Below are 17104 nucleotides of genomic sequence, written 5' to 3' on the forward strand. Positions count from 1 at the left end.
AGGCGAGGGCCCGGGCACACCCGAGGGCTTTGGCACACCAAGGACGGTGACCCATGGCGGACGCTGCCATGACCGCGACGTTTCTCGCCGTGATCGGCGGAGCGTCGCTGCTCGCCGTCACCGCGCGCCGGCTGCGCCCCGTCGACCGGCTGCCCTCCCTGGAGGGCTGGGCACTGGCCGACCGCGCCCTCGGCCCGGTGTGGACCTGGCTGCTGCTCGGCGGCACGATCTTCACCGCGTACACCTTCACCGCCGTGCCGGGACTGGCGTACGGCAACGGGGCGCCCGCGTTCTTCGCGGTGCCGTACACGGTGATCGTCTGCCCGCTCGCCTTCGTGCTGCTGACCCGGCTGTGGGAAGTGGCCCGGCGCCACGGGTACGTGACGGCCGGGGACTTCGTGCGCGGGCGCTACGGTTCGGCGCCGCTCGCCCTGGTGGTGGCGCTGACCGGGATCCTCGCGACGATGCCGTATCTGGCGCTGCAGCTGCTCGGCATAAGGGCGGTGCTGACGGCCGGGGGCGTGTACCCGAAGGGCGCGGCCGGTGATCTGGTGATGGTCGCGCTGTTCGCGGGGCTCGCCGTGGCGACGTACCGGCACGGGCTGCGGGCGCCCGCCGTGATCTCGGCGCTGAAGGCGGTGGCCGTCTTCGTGTCGCTGACCGCCGTGTGCTGGCTGGTCCTCAAGCGGTTCGGCGGCCCGGGTGCGGTCTTCGACGGGGCCGCCGCCCGGCTGAGCGGAACCGGCGTCGAGGGATCCGCCCTCCTCCTGGCCCCCGAGCAGCAGCCCGCCTACGCCACCCTGGCGCTCGGCTCGGCGCTGGCCCTGCTGATGTACCCGCACGTGCTGACCGCCGGGTTCGCCGCCGACGGGACGCGTACGGTCCGCAAGGTGGCCGTGGCGCTGCCCGCCTGGACGGGCCTGCTCGCCCTCTTCGGATTCCTCGGGGTCGCGGCGCTCGCGTCCGGGGTGCGGGCGCCCGGGGGCGGTGCCGAGGCGGCCGTGCCGATGCTGGTGGACCGGCTGATGCCGGGGCCGCTGGCCGGACTGGTCTTCGGCGCGATCACCGTGGGCGCGCTGGTCCCGGCGGCGGTGATGTCGATCGCGGCCGCCACCGGCTTCGTCCGCAACGTGTACGTCGAGTACTTCCAGCCGACGGCCACGCCGAAGCGGCAGGTGCGGATCGCCAAGGTGGTGTCGCTGACCGCGAAGGTGGGGGCGGTGGCGTTCGTGTTCGGGCTGCGTGACCAGGACGCCATCAACCTCCAGCTCCTCGGCGGGGTGTGGATCCTGCAGATCTTCCCGGCGGTGGCCGTCGGCCTGTTCACCGGGCGGCTGCATCCACGGGCGCTGCTCGCCGGGTGGGCCGTCGGCATGGCGACCGGCACCTTCCTGGTGGTGCGCGAGGGGTTCTCGTCCATCGTGCTCCTGGGCGGCGGCTCGCTGGAGATCTACGCCGGCCTGCTCGCCCTCCTGCTGAACCTGACCGTGGCCGTGCTCGGCACCACGGTCCTCGAACGGCTCGGCGTCCCGCGCGGCGCCGACGCGACCGACCTACCGTCCCGCCTGACCGTCAGGCGGCGCCCCGAGACGGGAGCGAGCAACCTGTGAGACGCAGACAGCACATGCGTGTGCCCGTCCAGCAGACGGCTTCGGCTCCGGCCGCCGCCGAGCCGCTGGGCCAGGTGCCGGCTCCGGCCGCCGCCGAGCCGCTGGTGCCGAACCCCGCGCTGCCGCCGGGTGCCCTCGGCGATCCCGCCGATGTGGAGCGCGAGGCCGGAGTCGCCCGGCTGTTCGAGCTGCACTACTCCTCGATGCTGCGGCTCGCCGTGCTGCTGGGCGCCGACGACCCCGAGAACGTGGTGGCCGAGGCGTACTACCAGATCTACCGCAAATGGCGGCGCCTGAGGGACGCCGAGGCGGCGGAGGCGTATCTGCGTTCCACCGTCTGCAACCTGACCCGGATGCGGATACGGCACCTCCAGGTCGTCCGCAAGCATGTGGAGACACCGCCGGACGAACCGGTCGCGTCCGCCGAGAGCACGGCCCTGCTCCACGACGACCAACGGGTGCTGATCGGCGCGCTCCAGCAACTGCCCGCCCGGCAGCGGGAGGCACTCGTGCTGCGCCACTGGCTCGGACTGAAGGAGAGCGAGATCGCGGCCGCGATGGGCATCTCCTGCGGCTCGGTCAAGACCCACACCGCACGCGGCCTCGCCGCCCTGACCCAGGCGATGGAGGCCCGGCGATGAACGACACCACCGGCAACGACACGGGGCAGGACCGTACCGAGCGGGAGCTGGCCGAGGCCCTCGCCGCGCTGGCCGGCGGCGTCCACGCCGCCCCCGACGCCTACCGGACGGCACGCGGGGACTGGCTCCGCCGCGAACGCCGGCGCCGGCTGGTCCTGGCCGTCCTCGTCCTGCTCGTCTTCGCCCTCGCCACGCTGATGGGGCTGTGGGTGCTCAACCAGGCCCCGTCCGGGTCCGGGGTGATCTTCTCGGGGGTGGGAGGCACGACGGCGGGGACGGGACCGGGCTGAGGTGAGGGGATGCGATCAGGGATGTCAGGGGTGAAGCCGGAAACCCCGGACTGATCACCCCCCGCTCCGGGAACCCGACCCCCCGTGCACCCCCGTATCGAGGACTACGCGCTGATCGGTGATCACCAGACGGCCGCGCTGGTGAGTCGCCACGGTTCCATCGACTGGCTCTGCCTGCCCCGGTTCGACTCGGCCGCGTGCTTCGCCGCGCTGCTCGGCGACGAGGAGAACGGGCACTGGCGGATGGCGCCGAGAGGGGCCGACGTCTGCACGCGACGGGCCTACCGGCGGGACTCGCTCGTGCTGGACACCGAGTGGGAGACGGACGAGGGCGCGGTGCGGGTGACCGACCTGATGCCCCAACGCGACCGCGCCCCCGATGTCGTACGCGTCGTCGAGGGCCTCAGCGGCCGCGTCACCATGCGCAGCACGATCCGCCTCCGCTTCGACTACGGCTCGGTCGTGCCGTGGATGCGCAGGACGGACGGCCATCGCGTGGCGGTCGCGGGCCCGGACGCGGTCTGGCTGCGCAGCGAACCCCGGGTGCGGTCGTGGAGCGAGGACCTGGCGACCTACGCGGAGTTCACGGTGGAGCCGGGCGAGCGGGTCGCGTTCGTGATGACGTGGCACCCCTCGCACGAACCACGCCCCCGTCTCGTCGACCCGTACGAGGCGCTGCGGTCGAGCCTCGACGACTGGCGGGCCTGGGCGGCGCGCTGCCGGTACGACGGCCCGCACCGGGACGCCGTGGTCCGCTCCCTGATCACCCTCAAGGCGCTCACCTACGCCCCGACCGGCGGCATCGTCGCGGCCGCCACCACCTCCCTCCCCGAGGAGCTCGGCGGCGTCCGCAACTGGGACTACCGCCACTGCTGGCTCCGCGACTCCACCCTCACCCTCGGCGCCCTGCTGTCCTGCGGCTACCTTGAGGAGGCGGAGGCCTGGCGTGACTGGCTGCTGCGCGCCGCCGCGGGTGATCCCGCCGACCTGCAGATCATGTACGGCCTGGCGGGCGAGCGGCGCATCCCCGAGTACGAGCTGCCCTGGCTGTCCGGCTACGAGGACTCGCGCCCGGTCCGCGTCGGCAACGACGCCGTACGGCAGTTGCAGCTGGACGTGTACGGCGAGGTCATCGACTCGGTGTTCGTGTCCCGGCGGTCGGGCCTGCCCGACAAACCGGACATGTGGCGGATGCAGTGCGCGCTGATGGAGTACCTGCGGTCGGCCTGGCGGAAGCCGGACGAGGGGCTGTGGGAGATACGCGGGCCGCGCCGGCACTTCACGCACTCCAAGGTGATGGTCTGGGTGGCCGCCGACCGGGCCGTCCGCACGCTGGAGGAGAATCCGGAACTGACCGGCGGCGACCTCGACGGCTGGCGCGCCCTGCGCGACGAGATCCACCGCGAGGTCTGCGAACGGGGCTTCGACGCCGACCGGGGCACCTTCACGCAGTCGTACGGCTCCCGCGAACTCGACGCCGCGCTGCTGCTCATCCCCCGCATGGGCTTCCTGCCGCCGGACGACCCCCGGGTCGTCGGGACGGTCGACGCGATCCGCGAGGAGCTGAGCCACGAGGGGTTCGTCCGCCGCTACAGCGCCGACCACCTCACCGCCGCGACCACCTCCGTCGACGGGCTGCCGGGCGGTGAGGGCACGTTCCTCGTCTGCTCGTTCTGGCTGGCGGACGCGCTGCATCTGATCGGCCGTACGGATCAGGCGCGGGAGCTGTTCGAACGGCTGGTCGGGCTGGTCAACGACGTGGGGCTGCTCGCGGAGGAGTACGACCCCGTGGCGGACCGGCAGCTCGGGAACTTTCCGCAGGCGTTCAGCCACGTCGGTCTCGTGGGCACCGCCCTCGCCCTCTTCGACGGGGACGAGGCAGGATAGGGGCCATGGATCTTGGGCTGAAGGACCGTGTCTACATCGTCACCGGGGCGACCCGCGGACTGGGCAACGCGGTCGCACGGGAACTCGTCGCCGACGGCGCGAAGGTGGTCGTCACGGGCCGCGAGGAGGAGAGGGTGGCCGCCGCCGAGGCCGCGCTCGGGGCGAACGCGGCCGGGGTCGCCGCCGACAACGCCGACCCCGAGGCCGCCGGGCGGCTGATCACCGCCGCCCGTGAGCACTTCGGGCGGTTCGACGGCATCCTCATCAGCGTGGGCGGGCCCGCGCCGGGCTTCGTCGCGGACAACACGGACGAGCAGTGGACCGCCGCGTTCGAGTCGGTGTTCCTGGGGGCGGTTCGCCTGGCGCGGGCCTCGGCGGAAGAGCTCGGTGAGGGTGGTGTCATCGGGTTCGTGCTGTCGGGGTCCGTGCACGAGCCGATTCCGGGGCTGACCATTTCGAACGGGCTGCGGCCGGGGCTGGCCGGGTTCGCCAAGTCGCTGTCCGACGAGTTGGGGCCGCGGGGGATTCGGGTGGTCGGTCTGCTGCCGGCTCGTATCGACACGGATCGGGTGCGTGAGCTGGACGGGATGTCGGCGGATCCGGAGGCGACCCGGGCGGCGCACGAGTCGCGGATTCCGCTGCGCCGGTACGGGCGCCCGGAGGAGTTCGGGCGTACGGGGGCGTTCCTGTTGTCTCCGGCGGCGTCCTATCTGACGGGTGTGATGCTGCCGGTGGACGGCGGAATGCGGCACGGGTTCTGACGGTCGGCGTGCCGGGTGCGGGGCCGTGGGACCGGTCGCGCCCACGGAGCCGCATGTCGGCACGGCCCCGCGCACTCTGGAGGGCGCGCTCAACTCACCCTTTCCGCACGGTGTTTGGCCCCCTGCAGTCTGACCTCGGCCGGTAGTGCCGCCAGGCCCGCCGAGCTCTGGGCATGGGTGAGGGCCTCCGTGGTCAGGGTGTGCAGGGCGTCGCCGGGGTTCACGTGCGGCTGGAGTGTCAGCCGCACCCTGGCTTCGGGGGCGCCGCGTCGGCCGGTGAGGTGGGCGTGGGCGCGTTCGACGCCGTCCGACTGGGCCGCCTCGGTGGTCAGTACGCCCTCCAGGGCGCGCCCCCGGAGCAGTGCGCCCTCGCCGTCGCCGGTGTCGACGAGCACCTCGGCGAGCCGGTGGCGGCGCAGGACCGCGGTCAGCCACCACAGGGCGAGCAGGACGAGGACGGCGAGCACCGCGATGACCGTGGGCCACCACCAGCCGGCGTCACGCCAGCGGGTCCGTGCGGCGTCGCTGAGCAGCACGTCGCTTCGGCCGTCGTGCGGCCACCAGGAGGGCGGGTCCGCTCCGAGCCCGACGGCGAGGACGGCGGCGCCGGCCGCGACCAGGACGAGTCCGACGAATCCGAGCAGCACCCGGTTGACGATCCTGAGCATCGCGTCTCACCCCTTCCGGCCGGGCCGGCGTACATGGACGGACAGGGCGGGCGGCCGGGACAGGCCCAGTCCCCGGATGCCGTCGGCGAGCGTGACGTCCAGGTCGGCCCGTACCTCGTCGAGTTCACGGAAGTGGGACACCGCGCGGACGTCGATCCTCTTCCGTCCCGCCCGGACCCGTACGGACTGCACGCCGGAGACCTCCATGGCCCGGTCGCGCAGCGCCAGCGCGGCGGCGCCCCGGTGCAGTCCGGCACGCACGCGGGGGTGGACGCGCCGCATCGGCAGGACGTCACGCAGCCCGGGGGTCGCGGCCAGCACGAGCAGACAGAGGCCGAGGGCCACGACCACGCCGGCGCCGACGAGTACCCAGGCGTCGTCGAGGGGCCGCTCGGCGAGTTGCCGGGCCAGCCATCGGCGCCACTCCATGGCGGGCCGGTCGGCGCGGACGGCGGCGACGTCGTACAGGAAGAGGCCCGCGCCGGCCAGGAGCAGCACCGCGAGGATGCCCGCGGGGACTCGGCGCGCGGACCAGAACCGTCGCTCCGGCCCGTTCTCGCCGTCGAGCACGGGCAGTGGGTCGTAGGCGGCGGCCGACGCCGACTGGTCCGGATCGCGGCCGACGGCCGTCTCGTCGGCTCTCTCTTCGGCCTTCTCGATGACGGGCAGTCGTTGAGTGGTGCCTTCGCGCTGGGGTTCGCTCATCGCGTCCTCCCCTGGGCCGCGTCGTGTGCGTGCGCCAGGTGCAGCCGTTCCACTTGGACGGCCACCTCCGATACGTGCATTCCCGCCAACGTCCCTACCCGCTCCGTGACATGACGACGCACCGCAGCGCACTGGCCACCGATGTCCGAGGGGTAGGGGAGCTCGAGACTGACGCGGACGCGCGCGGTCTCGACGGGGGTCCCCCCGCTCGTGCGAAGCCGAGAGTGGGGGCGCACCACGACGGTGGCGTGCGGGGGCGTGGACCTGGGCGCAGGTGCTCCCAACGCCTCGCGCGCCGCCTGCGAGGCGATCTTCGCGACCACCCGGTCGGCGATCCGGATCGCCCCGCGTTCACCGGGCGCGACGGCCTTCGTCTCCGTGGGACGGCCGCTGTCCACGGGGTTCATCGGCGGCGTTCGTCACGCGGGCGGAAGAAGTCGCCCAGCTCCAGGTCGCCCTCCAGGAACCGGCCGACGACGCAGCCGACGGCACCCAGAGCGGCCACCAGCAGGAAGGCCCCGAATCCGCCGAAGTAACCGGCGAAGCCCAGCGCCATTCCGGCGATCATGCCGATCACGGCCAAGCTCATTGCTGTGCTCCTAGGGGCTCGGACTCTCCTGTCGTTGTGCGTTGTTCAGCAAAGCCGGGTCCGCGCTCACTGCAGCCGGGACTCCGGCTCCTCGTCCTCCTCGTCCGGCAGCTTCACATCGCTGACCGCGATGTTGACCTCGACGACCTCCAGGCCTGTCATCCGCTCCACGGCCGCGATGACGTTCTCGCGCACATCACGGGCCACTTCGCTGATGGACACCCCGTAGTCGACGACGATCTCCAGGTCCAGCGCGGTCTGCACCTCGCCGACCTCGACCTTCACACCTCGGGTCACCGCTCTCGACCCGCCGGGGACCCGGTCCCGCACGGCCCCGAAGGTCCGTGACAGCCCGCTGCCCATGGCATGGACGCCCACCACCTCGCGCGCGGCGAGTCCGGCGATCTTCTCCACGACGCCGTCGGCGATGGTCGTCCGCCCGCGGGTGGCCGGGTCACCGCCGCCGCGCCGGGTGGCCTTGCGCCCCTCGACCTGTGACGACTCCTTGGTGGTGTCGAGGCCCTCCGTCCGGTTTCGCTCCGTCATGTCAGTCATGCCGTAGTCCTTCCGGTTGTCCTCCTTTGCCCACAGTAAGCGCGGTAGCTCCACCGCGCGCCAGGGATGGGGCAGGCTGGAGGAATGACGGCGGACGGATGGGCGAAAGCGGTACGAGAACAGCTCGGACTCGGCCGCGTGCCCCCCCTGGGCGGCCCGCACGACGGCGCGTGGATCACTGAGAGCGCGGCCGAAGCGGTACTGCGCCGCACGACCGCCTCCCTGCGCGGGGCCGCCCTCGGCCCCCTCCGTATCTCGCTCGCCGCCCCGGAGAAGTCGTACGACCCGGCCGTGCCCGCTCCCCCGAGCGCTCTGCCACCCGGACCGCTCCGCATCACCGCCGACTTCGCGGCGTCGGGCGCCGAGCCCTTCCCGGTGACAGCCGCCCATCTCCGTGCGGCCCTCTCGACCGCCGCCACGGAACAGCTCGGGCTGACGGTGACAGAGGTGGACCTCCGGGTGACCGCCCTGCTGGAGGACGAGGAGGAGGTCGCACCGCCGGCCCCTGCCCCTCCGGCGGCCGAACCGCCCCCGCGCGACGGCGACGACGAGGAGTCCCGCGCGGCCGCGGCAGCGCTGTCGGTCCCCGGCGTCACCCATCTGACCGGCGCCCTCGGCGGCCTGAGCCGCGCCGTCCACGTCGACACAGGGCCCGCCCTCCCCCGACGCCACATCCGCGTGGAAGTGGCGGTGGCCGGGGAAAGGCGGGCCCTGGACGTGGCACGTGAGGTACGGGCAGCGGTGAGCGAGGTGCTACCGGACCACCCGTCGGTGGCGGTGCTCATCACAGCCGTAGCGCTGTGAGGCGGCCTCGGTGACTACTCCCCCACCCCCGCGAGGTCCCGCAACCGCCGGGCCTGAGCCGCCCTCTCCGCCGCCCTCTGCTCCTCGTACGAACGGTCCTGCGCCCCGCGCAGCAACGCCTTCGTCTCGATCAGCGCGTCCCGCGGCGCGGCCACCAGCGCCCCCGCCAGATCCCGTACGGCGTCGTCGAGTTGATCGACGGGTACGGCGAGGTTCGCGAGGCCGATCCGCTGCGCTTCGTCCGCCTGGACGAAGCGCCCGGTGAGGCAGATCTCCAGCGCACGGCCGTACCCGACGAGGCTCACCAGCGGATGGGTCCCCGTGAGGTCGGGGACGAGCCCCAGGCTGGTTTCGAGCATGGCGAACTGCACGTCGTCGGCGACGACGCGCAGATCACAGGCGAGGGCGAGCTGGAAGCCCGCGCCGACGGCGTGTCCCTGCACGGCGGCGATGGACACGATGTCGCTGCGCCGCCACCAGGTGAACGCGTCCTGGTACTCGGCGATGGTCGAATCGAGCCCGGCGTCGTCACGACGCGCGAGCTCGATGAACGACGGCTCCCCTTCGATGCCTTCGGGCGTGAACATCTGCCGGTTGAGCCCGGCGGAGAACGACTTGCCCTCGGCACGCAGCACGACCACTCGGACGGAGCCCGGCACCAACCGCCCGGCCTCGGTGAGCGCGCGCCACAGAGCGGGGCTCTGCGCGTTGCGCTTGGCCGGATTGGTCAGCGTCACCGTGGCGATCGCGTCGTCGACGGTGAGCCGTACGCCGTCCTGGTCGAGCAGCGGTTCCAGCGAAGCCATGGGGCGCCTCCGATGAGTGCGGTCAGCAGAGCAGAGCTAAGTGACTGCACAGTAACCACCCGGTCGGTCAACCGATCGACCGGGTGGCCACCATCGAAGCCGATGGGCCGCCCGGCGTCAGGCCGATGCGGCCTTCTTGCCCCGAGTCGCACCGCCACGCCCTCGGAGCGTGACGCCCGACTCGCTGAGCATCCGGTGTACGAAGCCATACGAGCGGCCGGTTTCCTCGGCCAGCGCCCGAATGCTCGCACCGGAGTCGTACTTCTTCTTCAGGTCTGCCGCGAGCTTGTCGCGCGCGGCGCCGGTAACCCGGCTGCCCTTCTTCAGAGTCTCGGCCACCCGGTCCTCCTCATGGGAAGTGCGCTCTGGTCTCCTCATGATCACCCCTCCGGGGCGTGATGGCCACCCATTCGGCAAGGTCCGTGAGACAAGGTTTTGACGACAGGAGCGCATCCCCACGAGCGGAATCTGTGATTCCGCCCAGGGGTGTCCGTACGGCCGAACGAGTGGATTCACGAAGCAGCAGGTCAGAGAGGCGCGACGGCCGAGCCCCGCGTGGAGAAGGGCTCGGCCGTGAAATCGGTGTAGGACACACCTCGGTACGAGGAGATCTCACACAGATGATGGATCACGGATGGGCCGAATGATCCATAGGCAGTTGATCAAGCGTGAGGCGGCCCGTCAGGCGAGCGCGACGAGGTCCGCGTAGTCCGCGCCCCACAGGTCCTCGACGCCGTCCGGCAGCAGGATGATCCGCTCCGGCTGCAGCGCCTCGACGGCGCCCTCGTCGTGGGTGACGAGGACGACGGCGCCCTTGTAGGTGCGCAGCGCCCCGAGGATCTCCTCGCGGCTGGCGGGGTCGAGGTTGTTCGTCGGCTCGTCGAGCAGGAGGACGTTCGCGGACGACACCACCAGGGTCGCGAGGGCGAGACGCGTCTTCTCGCCGCCGGAGAGGACACCGGCCGGCTTGTCGACGTCGTCGCCGGAGAACAGGAACGAGCCGAGCACCTTGCGGACCTCCACGAGGTCCATGTCGGGTGCGGCCGAGCGCATGTTCTCCAGGACCGTGCGGTCCGGGTCGAGGGTCTCGTGCTCCTGGGCGTAGTACCCGAGCTTCAGGCCGTGGCCCTCGATGACCTCGCCGGTGTCGGGCTTCTCGACGCCGCCGAGGAGGCGGAGCAGGGTCGTCTTGCCGGCGCCGTTGAGGCCGAGGATGACGACGCGCGAGCCCTTGTCGATGGCCAGGTCGACGTCGGTGAAGATCTCCAGCGAGCCGTACGACTTCGACAGGCCCTCGGCGGTGAGCGGGGTCTTGCCGCAGGGCGCGGGCTCGGGGAAGCGCAGCTTGGCGACCTTGTCGGAGACGCGGACGGCCTCCAGGCCGGCGAGCAGCCGGTCGGCGCGCTTGGCCATGTTCTGCGCGGCGACGGTCTTGGTGGCCTTGGCGCGCATCTTGTCGGCCTGCGAATGCAGCGCGGCGGCCTTCTTCTCGGCGTTCTGCCGCTCGCGCTTGCGGCGCTTCTCGTCGGCCTCGCGCTGCTGCTGGTAGAGCTTCCAGCCCATGTTGTACACGTCGATCTGGGCGCGGTTGGCGTCCAGGTAGAACACCTTGTTGACGACCGTCTCGACGAGGTCGACGTCGTGGGAGATCACGATGAAGCCGCCGCGGTAGGTCTTGAGGTAGTCCCGCAGCCAGATGATCGAGTCGGCGTCGAGGTGGTTCGTCGGCTCGTCGAGGAGGAGGGTGTCCGCGTCGGAGAAGAGGATCCGGGCCAGCTCGATACGGCGGCGTTGACCACCGGAGAGGGTGTGCAGCGGCTGGCCGAGGACGCGGTCGGGCAGGTTGAGCGCGGCGGCGATGGTGGCGGCCTCGGCCTCGGCGGCGTACCCGCCCTTGGTGAGGAACTCCGTCTCCTGGCGCTCGTACTGCCGCAGGGCCTTCTCGCGGGTGGCGCCCGAGCCGTTGGCGATGCGCTGCTCGTTGTCGCGCATCTTGCGGATCAGTACGTCGAGGCCGCGCGCGGAGAGGATGCGGTCGCGGGCGAGCACGTCGAGGTCGCCGGTGCGGGGGTCCTGCGGGAGGTAGCCGACCTCGCCGGAGCGGGTGATGGTGCCGCCGGCCGGGATGCCCTCACCGGCCAGGCACTTGGTGAGGGTGGTCTTGCCGGCGCCGTTGCGGCCGACCAGACCGATGCGGTCGCCCTTGGCGACACGGAAGGTGGCGGACTCGATGAGGACGCGGGCACCGGCGCGCAGCTCGATACCGGAGGCGGAGATCACGGACAGACTCCAGGGCGGATGTGGGGATGGCGGGCGGGCGGCTGAGGACGTTCCCGCCGTCTAATGCGCGAGGAGAATGGCCATGAGCCGATTCTAACTGGGGGCAGCAAGCGGTTTTCCGCCCGTATGACAAGGGATCACGTGGTCTCGGTCACCGGCCCGCCCGGGCCGGCCCGTTCGCTCGGCAGGGCGTTGTCGGTGGTGGGTGCAAAACTGAGCAGCGGGTCGTGTTCCGGACGACCAGCGGGTCGTGTGCGGGACGACTCCGGACGACGGAGAGGTCGTGATCGGTATGGCAGGCAGGAGCGACGGACGTCCGAGCGTCTATCCGACGCTGCTGTACGCGGACGCCAAGGCCGCCATCAGGCAGCTCACGGAGGCGCTGGGCTTCACCGAGCTCTCGGTGTACGAGGGCGAGGACGGGGTGGTCCAGCACGCCGAGCTGACGCAGGGCAACGGCGCGGTGATGATCGGCTCCAAGGGCAGCGGCAGTGTCTTCGACGGCGCGATGAAGGGCGCCGGGCCCACCGGGGTGTACATCGTCGTGGACGACGTGGACGCCCACCACCGGCGGGCCGTGGAGCACGGCGTGGAGATCCTGATGCCCCCGACGGACCAGGACTACGGGTCACGGGACTACATGGCCCGGGACGCCGAGGGCAATGTGTGGAGCTTCGGCACGTACGCGCCCGAGATAGGCACCTGACGCCCTCCCGCCTCCCCGGTCAGCTGCCTCCGGTGTGCACCTGGAAGGCGGCGCGGCGGACGGCCTTGGCGAGGGCGGGGTCGGGGTGGGCGGCGGCGAGGGCGACCAGGACCTGGACGGTGCGGGGGTGGCCGACCGCGCGGACCTCGGCGAGCAGCGCGGGAACGGTGGGCTGCACCGCGGACTCCAGATGCCGTACGAGGAGCGGGGCCTCGCCGTGGTCGGCGACGGCGGCGGCGGTGTCGACCCAGAGCCAGGTGGACTCCTCCCGGGTGAGGACCTCGTGGGCGTCCTCGGGGTCGGCGCCGTCGTGCTCGGCGAGCCACAGCAGGGCGTAGGGCCGCAGCGGGGTCTCGTCGGCGACGGTGCGTACGTCCGGTTCGGCGGGGGCGCCGACGACGCGCAGCGCCTCGAAGGCGAGGCCGCGGATGAGGGCGTCCTCGCCGCGCGCGGCCTCGATGAGTTCGGTGACTGCGCCGCCGACGGGGCGGGCGGCGAGCCAGGCGCGGTACTCGGCGCGGGCTGCGTTCGGCCGGAGCTGGGCGCAGCCTCTGAGCATGTCCTCGGCGGAGACCTCGATGTTCCCGGCGGGACTCTGCGCGGCGACGCAGATCTGTTCCAGCTTCACCCAGACCGCCCAGCTGCCGAGCGGGGTGAGGGTGGCCTGGCCGTCGCCGTAGGTGAGGGCGCCGACGGAGGCGAGGGCGCGCAGGGACCAGTCGAGGAGGGGGGCGAGGGGGGTGTCCTCGGTGCTGGGTTCCGCGGTCGCCTCGGGCTGGGGGCCGTAGGGGACCTCGCAGCGCTCGGTGCGCAGTTCGGTGACCCGCTGTTCGAGGAGGTCGAGGAGCTGTTCCACGGGGACGGGCCCGGCGGAGAGCTGGAGGAAGGAGAGCACCTGCGGCATGGCCGAGACGACCTCGGCGACCGCCGCGGGCTCGCGGTCCTCGGGCTCGGGGTAGGCGATGGACCATGCGTCGAAGAACGCGACCCAGCCGCGCAGGACGGCGCTGTCGTCGCGGTTCCAGGCGCGCAGCCGCCAGCCGGGGCGCGCGCTGTCGCCGTGCACCTCGACGAGGCCGGCCAGACGGGCCGTGTCCCAGTCGTGGTGCACCTGATCCGGGGTCAACCCCAGGTCGGCGGCGGCCCGTTCGGCGGTCGCGGCGGAGAGGGTGCCCTTGCCGTCGGAGCCCCCGCCCTCGCGGCCGGGGCGCAGGGCGGCGTCGGCCCAGAGGGCGACGCGGGCCGCGTCCGCCAGGACGGCGCGGGCCATGCGGGCGAGTTCCCCGGGCGGCGGTGTGCCCTCCGGGGGCCGGGGAGCCGGTCGGCGGCGCTGGGTCACTGCTGCTCGGGGAGCGGCGGCCAGGGTTCGCGGGCTGACGAGTCGGAGCCTGGAGTCGCGCGGGTTACGGGACGTCACGGGGGCAGTCTTCCGGTTGACGGTCCGAAAACCCAAACGGAATGTCACAGCGGGCGACAGGGGTGGCCAACGCACGGGTTCCCCAGGGGGTCGACACCGTCGGGTAACGCCTTGGCGCGGCGCTAAACGGAATGTGGTGTACCTCTCTGTGGCGGGCGAGCTCCGTCGACCCTTCCGGCCTTCCGGCGGTGGACCGGGGAGCCGGTGCGGGGGCGTCGACGGCTCCGGGCCCCTACATCAGCGGGGTGAGGAAGCGGCGCAGGGTCTCTTCGTACGCCTCGGGGTCGGCGTTCCACATGGCGCCGTGCGGGGCGTGGCGGACCGTGCGCAGGGTGACCCGGTCGGGGTGGCGGGCGGCGAGGCTGCGAGAGGGGCCCCAGGGGGCGACGACGTCGTCGGGGCCGTGGAAGAGCAGCGTCGGGGTCCCGAGCTCCGGCGGGACGGCAGCCTGTTCGCCGGGGGCGGCGCGCAGTCCCGTACGGCCCTGGGCGGCGCGGACGGCGAGGGGCAGCAGGACACCGGGGGTGCGGCGGGCGGCGGCGAGGGCGCGCAGGGTGGCCGTCCAGTCGAGGACCGGCGAGTCCAGGACGAGTCCGGCGACGCGGTCGCGCAGCGGGGAGTGCGTGGCGGCGCGCAGGGCCATGGTGGCGCCGGTGGACCAGCCGTGCAGGACGACGCGTTCGGCGCCGAAGCGGACGGCGTACCGGATGGCGGCGTCCACGTCGCGCCACTCGGTCTCGCCGAGGTGGTGCAGGCCGTCCGGGGAGCGGGGTGCGCCCGGGTCGCCCCGGTAGGCGAGGGCGAGCACCGGGAAGTGGTGGCGGTGCAGGGACTCCATGACGTTCATGGCGTGTTCGCGGGTGGCGCCCAGGCCGTGCACGGCGATCACCCAGATGTCCCGGTCCGCGGGCACCAACCAGGCAGGCAGGGTGCCGAGTTCGCCGGGGATGTCGACGTCGTCATGGTCGAGGCCGAGCGCGGTGCGGGGGTCGCCGATGTGGGTGTAGGGGGTGAGCCGCACCTTGTCGCCGGGCTCCAGGGTGCCCCGGTTGACGCGTTCCAAGCGGCGTACGACCGCGTCGGGGGCGTGGGGGGCGCCGTTGAGGACATTGCCGACGACCGCGTGGGAGCCGTGGCCGGTGAGGCCGTAGGTGCCGGGGCGCTGGGAGGCGAAGGCGCGGGTCAGGGCGATGCGGCCGGCGGCGGTGGAGTGCACCGTCAGTCGGGGTTCCGTGGGCAGGGGTCCGCCCGGCGGCGCCTTCAGGGCGGCGTCGCTTGCCAGCCGGCCCGCGGCGACACTGGCCGCGCCGGCCGCGAACATGACCCCGGCGGCCACGGCCGCCGCTTTGACTGCACCCACGGCTCCAGTGTCCTGGCGGACCCCGTCGGGGGCCAGTGGGCGTGCAAGTCGGGGTGCCGAGGGGGACGGAGGTCGGTAGGTCGCGGGGGCGTTCAGTGCGTGCCCTCCGGTGCCGGCGGCGTTCAGCGCCGGCCCTCCGGTGCCGGCCCGCCGGTCTTCCCGCGCGCCGTCCGGGGGCCGTCACCCCGGCTGGCCGTACCCCCGGAGCCTGTCCCCCGTCGCCGCCAGCTGTTCACGGGTGAGCAGGTTCGGGGTGAGGCCCGGTACGGAGGCGGCCGTCAGCCAGACCCGGGACATCCATTCGAGTTGGGCCGTGCGGTCGTAGGCCTCCCCGAGGGTGTTTCCGTAGGTGATCGTGCCGTGGTTCTGGAGCAGGCAGGCGGTGCGCCCTGTCAAGGCGCGGAGCATGTTCTCGGCCAACTCCGGGGTGCCGTAGGTCGCGTAGGGGGCCACGCGGACGGGTCCGCCGAGGGCGGCGGACATGTAGTGGATCAGTGGCAGCTCGCTCACGAGGGTGGAGACGGCCGTCGCGTGGACCGCGTGGGTGTGGACGACGGCACGGGCGTCGGTGGTCGTGTGGATCGCCAGGTGCATGGGGAGTTCGCTCGTCGGGCGGAGGGTGCCGAGGACCTGTCGGCCGGAGAGGTCGACCCCCGTCACGTCGTCCGGGGTCAGACGGTCGTACGGCACGCCCGTCGGTGTGACCAGGACGGTGTCCCCCACGCGTACGGACACGTTGCCGGAGGTGCCGACGACCAGACCGTCGGCCACCGTCCGGCGGGCCGTCGCGACGAGCTCGTCCCACGCGCGCGCCACGTCGTCCGGCACACCCTGCCGCCGTTCGTCTCGCGAACGCCGTGGACCCTCACCCGCGCCCCGCTCGTCCCGGGCGTTCCCCTGCTGCTCAGCCATGCCGCGATCCTGCCAGGCGGGCCGCGGTGACGGGTCCGGGGCGGGGCACTGTAGGGCCGAAGGCGGATCTCCGGAAGAGCCCATATGTGCATACATCACCCAGAGTTGGCGATTGGCCGGGGATCGACCGGGATTCGGTGATCTTCCCGTAGCCTCCGGATGTTTTGTCGCACACGTCGCCATTCCGGGGGGAAACATGGCCCGTGATCCCAAGCCGTCCCGTCGTCGCAACCGCGTGTTCGCGGCGTCCGTCGCGGCGCTCGCCCTAGGGGGGACCGGCCTCACCGAGATCCCTGTCTCGGCCGCCGCCAAGCCCAAGGGGCACGACGTCTCCTCGCACCAGAAGAAGGTGAACTGGTCGAGCGCGAAGTCGAAGGGCGCCAGGTTCGTGTACGTCAAGGCGACCGAGTCCACCACCTACCGCAACCCGTACTTCAGCCAGCAGTACGACGGCGCCAGGAACGCGGGCCTGATCCGCGGCGCGTACCACTTCGCGCTGCCGCACGCGTCGTCCGGGAAGACCCAGGCCCGCTTCTTCGTGAACAACGGCGGCGGCTGGCGCGCGGACGGCTGGACGCTGCCGCCGGCGCTCGACATCGAGTACAACCCGTACGACAAGAAGAAGTGCTACGGCCTGAGCGACAGCGGAATGGTCGGCTGGATCAGGTCGTTCAGCGACGAGGTCAAGCGTCTCACCGGCCGCCGTCCGGTGATCTACACGACCACCCACTGGTGGAAGACCTGCACCGGCAACAGCACGGCCTTCGGCGGGAACCACGCGCTGTGGCTGGCCCGGTACGACTCCACGGAGGCGGGAGAGCTACCCGCGGGCTGGAAGTTCTGGACGATCTGGCAGCACGACAACGGCAGCGGGAGCCTGCCGGGTGACCAGAATCTCTTCAACGGATCCATGAGCCGGCTGAAGAAGTTCACCAAGGGGCAGAGTCAGGGCCAGGACCGGGGCTGAGGCTGGGGCCGTTCCCCGGGGCCGAGGCTACGACCTGGGCTTACGGAGCCATTCGTTCCGCCTGCGTTCGAGACAGTGCCGCCGTTCCCCGCGGCCGACGCCTCCGTCAGCCCACAAGCGGAACGGCGGCACCTCGTTCGCTACAT

General features: G+C 72.4%; 19 protein-coding genes. 8 read left to right on the forward strand and 11 right to left on the reverse strand.

The window, feature by feature from the left end:
* Positions 1 to 53: 53 nt before the first annotated feature.
* The 5 genes from ACWD26_RS06295 to ACWD26_RS06315 all read left to right on the forward strand — a co-directional run bounded on the left by ACWD26_RS06295 (position 54) and on the right by ACWD26_RS06315 (position 5189).
* On the forward strand, positions 54 to 1610 hold the full coding sequence (locus ACWD26_RS06295; protein ID WP_451266776.1) for a sodium:solute symporter family protein: 1557 nt from the start codon (positions 54 to 56) through the stop codon (positions 1608 to 1610).
* Positions 1607 to 2251 (forward strand): SigE family RNA polymerase sigma factor, encoded by a 645-nt coding sequence (locus ACWD26_RS06300; protein WP_451266778.1) that lies wholly within the window; start codon positions 1607 to 1609, stop codon positions 2249 to 2251. The genes ACWD26_RS06295 and ACWD26_RS06300 overlap by 4 nt, the downstream gene beginning before the upstream one ends.
* Entirely contained in the window at positions 2248 to 2541 is a 294-nt protein-coding gene (locus tag ACWD26_RS06305; protein WP_451266780.1) for a hypothetical protein, read from the forward strand. The genes ACWD26_RS06300 and ACWD26_RS06305 overlap by 4 nt, the downstream gene beginning before the upstream one ends.
* A gap of 84 nt (positions 2542 to 2625) precedes the next feature.
* A complete protein-coding gene (locus ACWD26_RS06310; protein WP_451266782.1) occupies positions 2626 to 4428 on the forward strand; it encodes a glycoside hydrolase family 15 protein in 1803 nt (600 codons plus the stop codon).
* 5 nt (positions 4429 to 4433) lie between these two features.
* Positions 4434 to 5189 carry an SDR family oxidoreductase gene (locus ACWD26_RS06315; RefSeq protein ID WP_451266784.1) on the forward strand — a complete coding sequence of 252 codons (756 nt, stop codon included), beginning with the start codon at positions 4434 to 4436 and terminating at the stop codon, positions 5187 to 5189.
* Positions 5190 to 5278: 89 nt separating this feature from the next.
* On the opposite strand, the gene amaP is transcribed toward ACWD26_RS06315, so the two are convergent.
* The 5 genes from amaP to ACWD26_RS06340 all read right to left on the reverse strand — a co-directional run bounded on the left by amaP (position 5279) and on the right by ACWD26_RS06340 (position 7706).
* On the reverse strand, positions 5279 to 5857 hold the full coding sequence (gene amaP / locus ACWD26_RS06320; RefSeq protein WP_451266786.1) for an alkaline shock response membrane anchor protein AmaP: 579 nt from the start codon (positions 5855 to 5857) through the stop codon (positions 5279 to 5281).
* Between the two features lie 6 nt (positions 5858 to 5863).
* Positions 5864 to 6562, reverse strand: coding sequence for a DUF6286 domain-containing protein (locus tag ACWD26_RS06325; protein WP_451266788.1), 699 nt, complete (start codon positions 6560 to 6562; stop codon positions 5864 to 5866).
* A complete protein-coding gene (locus tag ACWD26_RS06330) occupies positions 6559 to 6969 on the reverse strand; it encodes an Asp23/Gls24 family envelope stress response protein (protein ID WP_451266790.1) in 411 nt (136 codons plus the stop codon). The genes ACWD26_RS06325 and ACWD26_RS06330 overlap by 4 nt, the downstream gene beginning before the upstream one ends.
* Positions 6966 to 7151, reverse strand: coding sequence for a hypothetical protein (locus tag ACWD26_RS06335; protein WP_451266792.1), 186 nt, complete (start codon positions 7149 to 7151; stop codon positions 6966 to 6968). Before ACWD26_RS06335 ends, ACWD26_RS06330 begins: the two co-directional genes overlap by 4 nt.
* Before the next feature lie 66 nt (positions 7152 to 7217).
* Complete coding sequence (locus ACWD26_RS06340; protein ID WP_451266794.1) at positions 7218 to 7706, reverse strand: Asp23/Gls24 family envelope stress response protein; 489 nt, start codon at positions 7704 to 7706, stop codon at positions 7218 to 7220.
* An 84-nt stretch (positions 7707 to 7790) separates the two neighbouring features.
* Here ACWD26_RS06340 and ACWD26_RS06345 point away from each other — a divergent pair, with 84 nt between their 5' ends.
* Positions 7791 to 8510: a nucleopolyhedrovirus P10 family protein gene (locus tag ACWD26_RS06345; RefSeq protein WP_451266796.1), complete on the forward strand. Its 720-nt coding sequence runs from the start codon at positions 7791 to 7793 to the stop codon at positions 8508 to 8510.
* A 14-nt stretch (positions 8511 to 8524) separates the two neighbouring features.
* Here ACWD26_RS06345 and ACWD26_RS06350 read toward each other — a convergent pair whose 3' ends face one another.
* The 3 genes from ACWD26_RS06350 to ACWD26_RS06360 all read right to left on the reverse strand — a co-directional run bounded on the left by ACWD26_RS06350 (position 8525) and on the right by ACWD26_RS06360 (position 11596).
* Positions 8525 to 9316, reverse strand: a complete 792-nt coding sequence (locus ACWD26_RS06350) for an enoyl-CoA hydratase/isomerase family protein (RefSeq protein WP_451266798.1) — start codon at positions 9314 to 9316, stop codon at positions 8525 to 8527.
* Between the two features lie 117 nt (positions 9317 to 9433).
* Positions 9434 to 9655, reverse strand: a complete 222-nt coding sequence (locus tag ACWD26_RS06355) for a helix-turn-helix domain-containing protein (protein ID WP_006123601.1) — start codon at positions 9653 to 9655, stop codon at positions 9434 to 9436.
* Positions 9656 to 9997: 342 nt separating this feature from the next.
* Complete coding sequence (locus tag ACWD26_RS06360) at positions 9998 to 11596, reverse strand: ABC-F family ATP-binding cassette domain-containing protein (RefSeq protein WP_451266800.1); 1599 nt, start codon at positions 11594 to 11596, stop codon at positions 9998 to 10000.
* A gap of 283 nt (positions 11597 to 11879) precedes the next feature.
* On the opposite strand from ACWD26_RS06360, the gene ACWD26_RS06365 reads away from it, so the two are divergent.
* Positions 11880 to 12302, forward strand: coding sequence for a VOC family protein (locus ACWD26_RS06365; protein ID WP_451266802.1), 423 nt, complete (start codon positions 11880 to 11882; stop codon positions 12300 to 12302).
* 19 nt (positions 12303 to 12321) lie between these two features.
* Here the strand turns inward: ACWD26_RS06365 and ACWD26_RS06370 are convergent, their stop codons facing one another.
* The 3 genes from ACWD26_RS06370 to ACWD26_RS06380 form a co-directional block, all read right to left on the reverse strand.
* The gene (locus ACWD26_RS06370; protein ID WP_451266804.1) at positions 12322 to 13719 is read right to left on the reverse strand and encodes a hypothetical protein; all 1398 of its coding nucleotides are present in this window, start codon (positions 13717 to 13719) and stop codon (positions 12322 to 12324) included.
* A 232-nt stretch (positions 13720 to 13951) separates the two neighbouring features.
* Positions 13952 to 15079 carry an alpha/beta hydrolase family protein gene (locus tag ACWD26_RS06375; RefSeq protein ID WP_451266806.1) on the reverse strand — a complete coding sequence of 376 codons (1128 nt, stop codon included), beginning with the start codon at positions 15077 to 15079 and terminating at the stop codon, positions 13952 to 13954.
* A 180-nt stretch (positions 15080 to 15259) separates the two neighbouring features.
* Complete coding sequence (locus ACWD26_RS06380; RefSeq protein ID WP_451266808.1) at positions 15260 to 15991, reverse strand: class II aldolase/adducin family protein; 732 nt, start codon at positions 15989 to 15991, stop codon at positions 15260 to 15262.
* A gap of 196 nt (positions 15992 to 16187) precedes the next feature.
* On the opposite strand from ACWD26_RS06380, the gene ACWD26_RS06385 reads away from it, so the two are divergent.
* Positions 16188 to 16958, forward strand: coding sequence for a lysozyme (locus ACWD26_RS06385; RefSeq protein WP_451266810.1), 771 nt, complete (start codon positions 16188 to 16190; stop codon positions 16956 to 16958).
* Positions 16959 to 17104: the final 146 nt, after the last annotated feature.

Source organism: Streptomyces sp. NPDC002787, assembly GCF_053592095.1.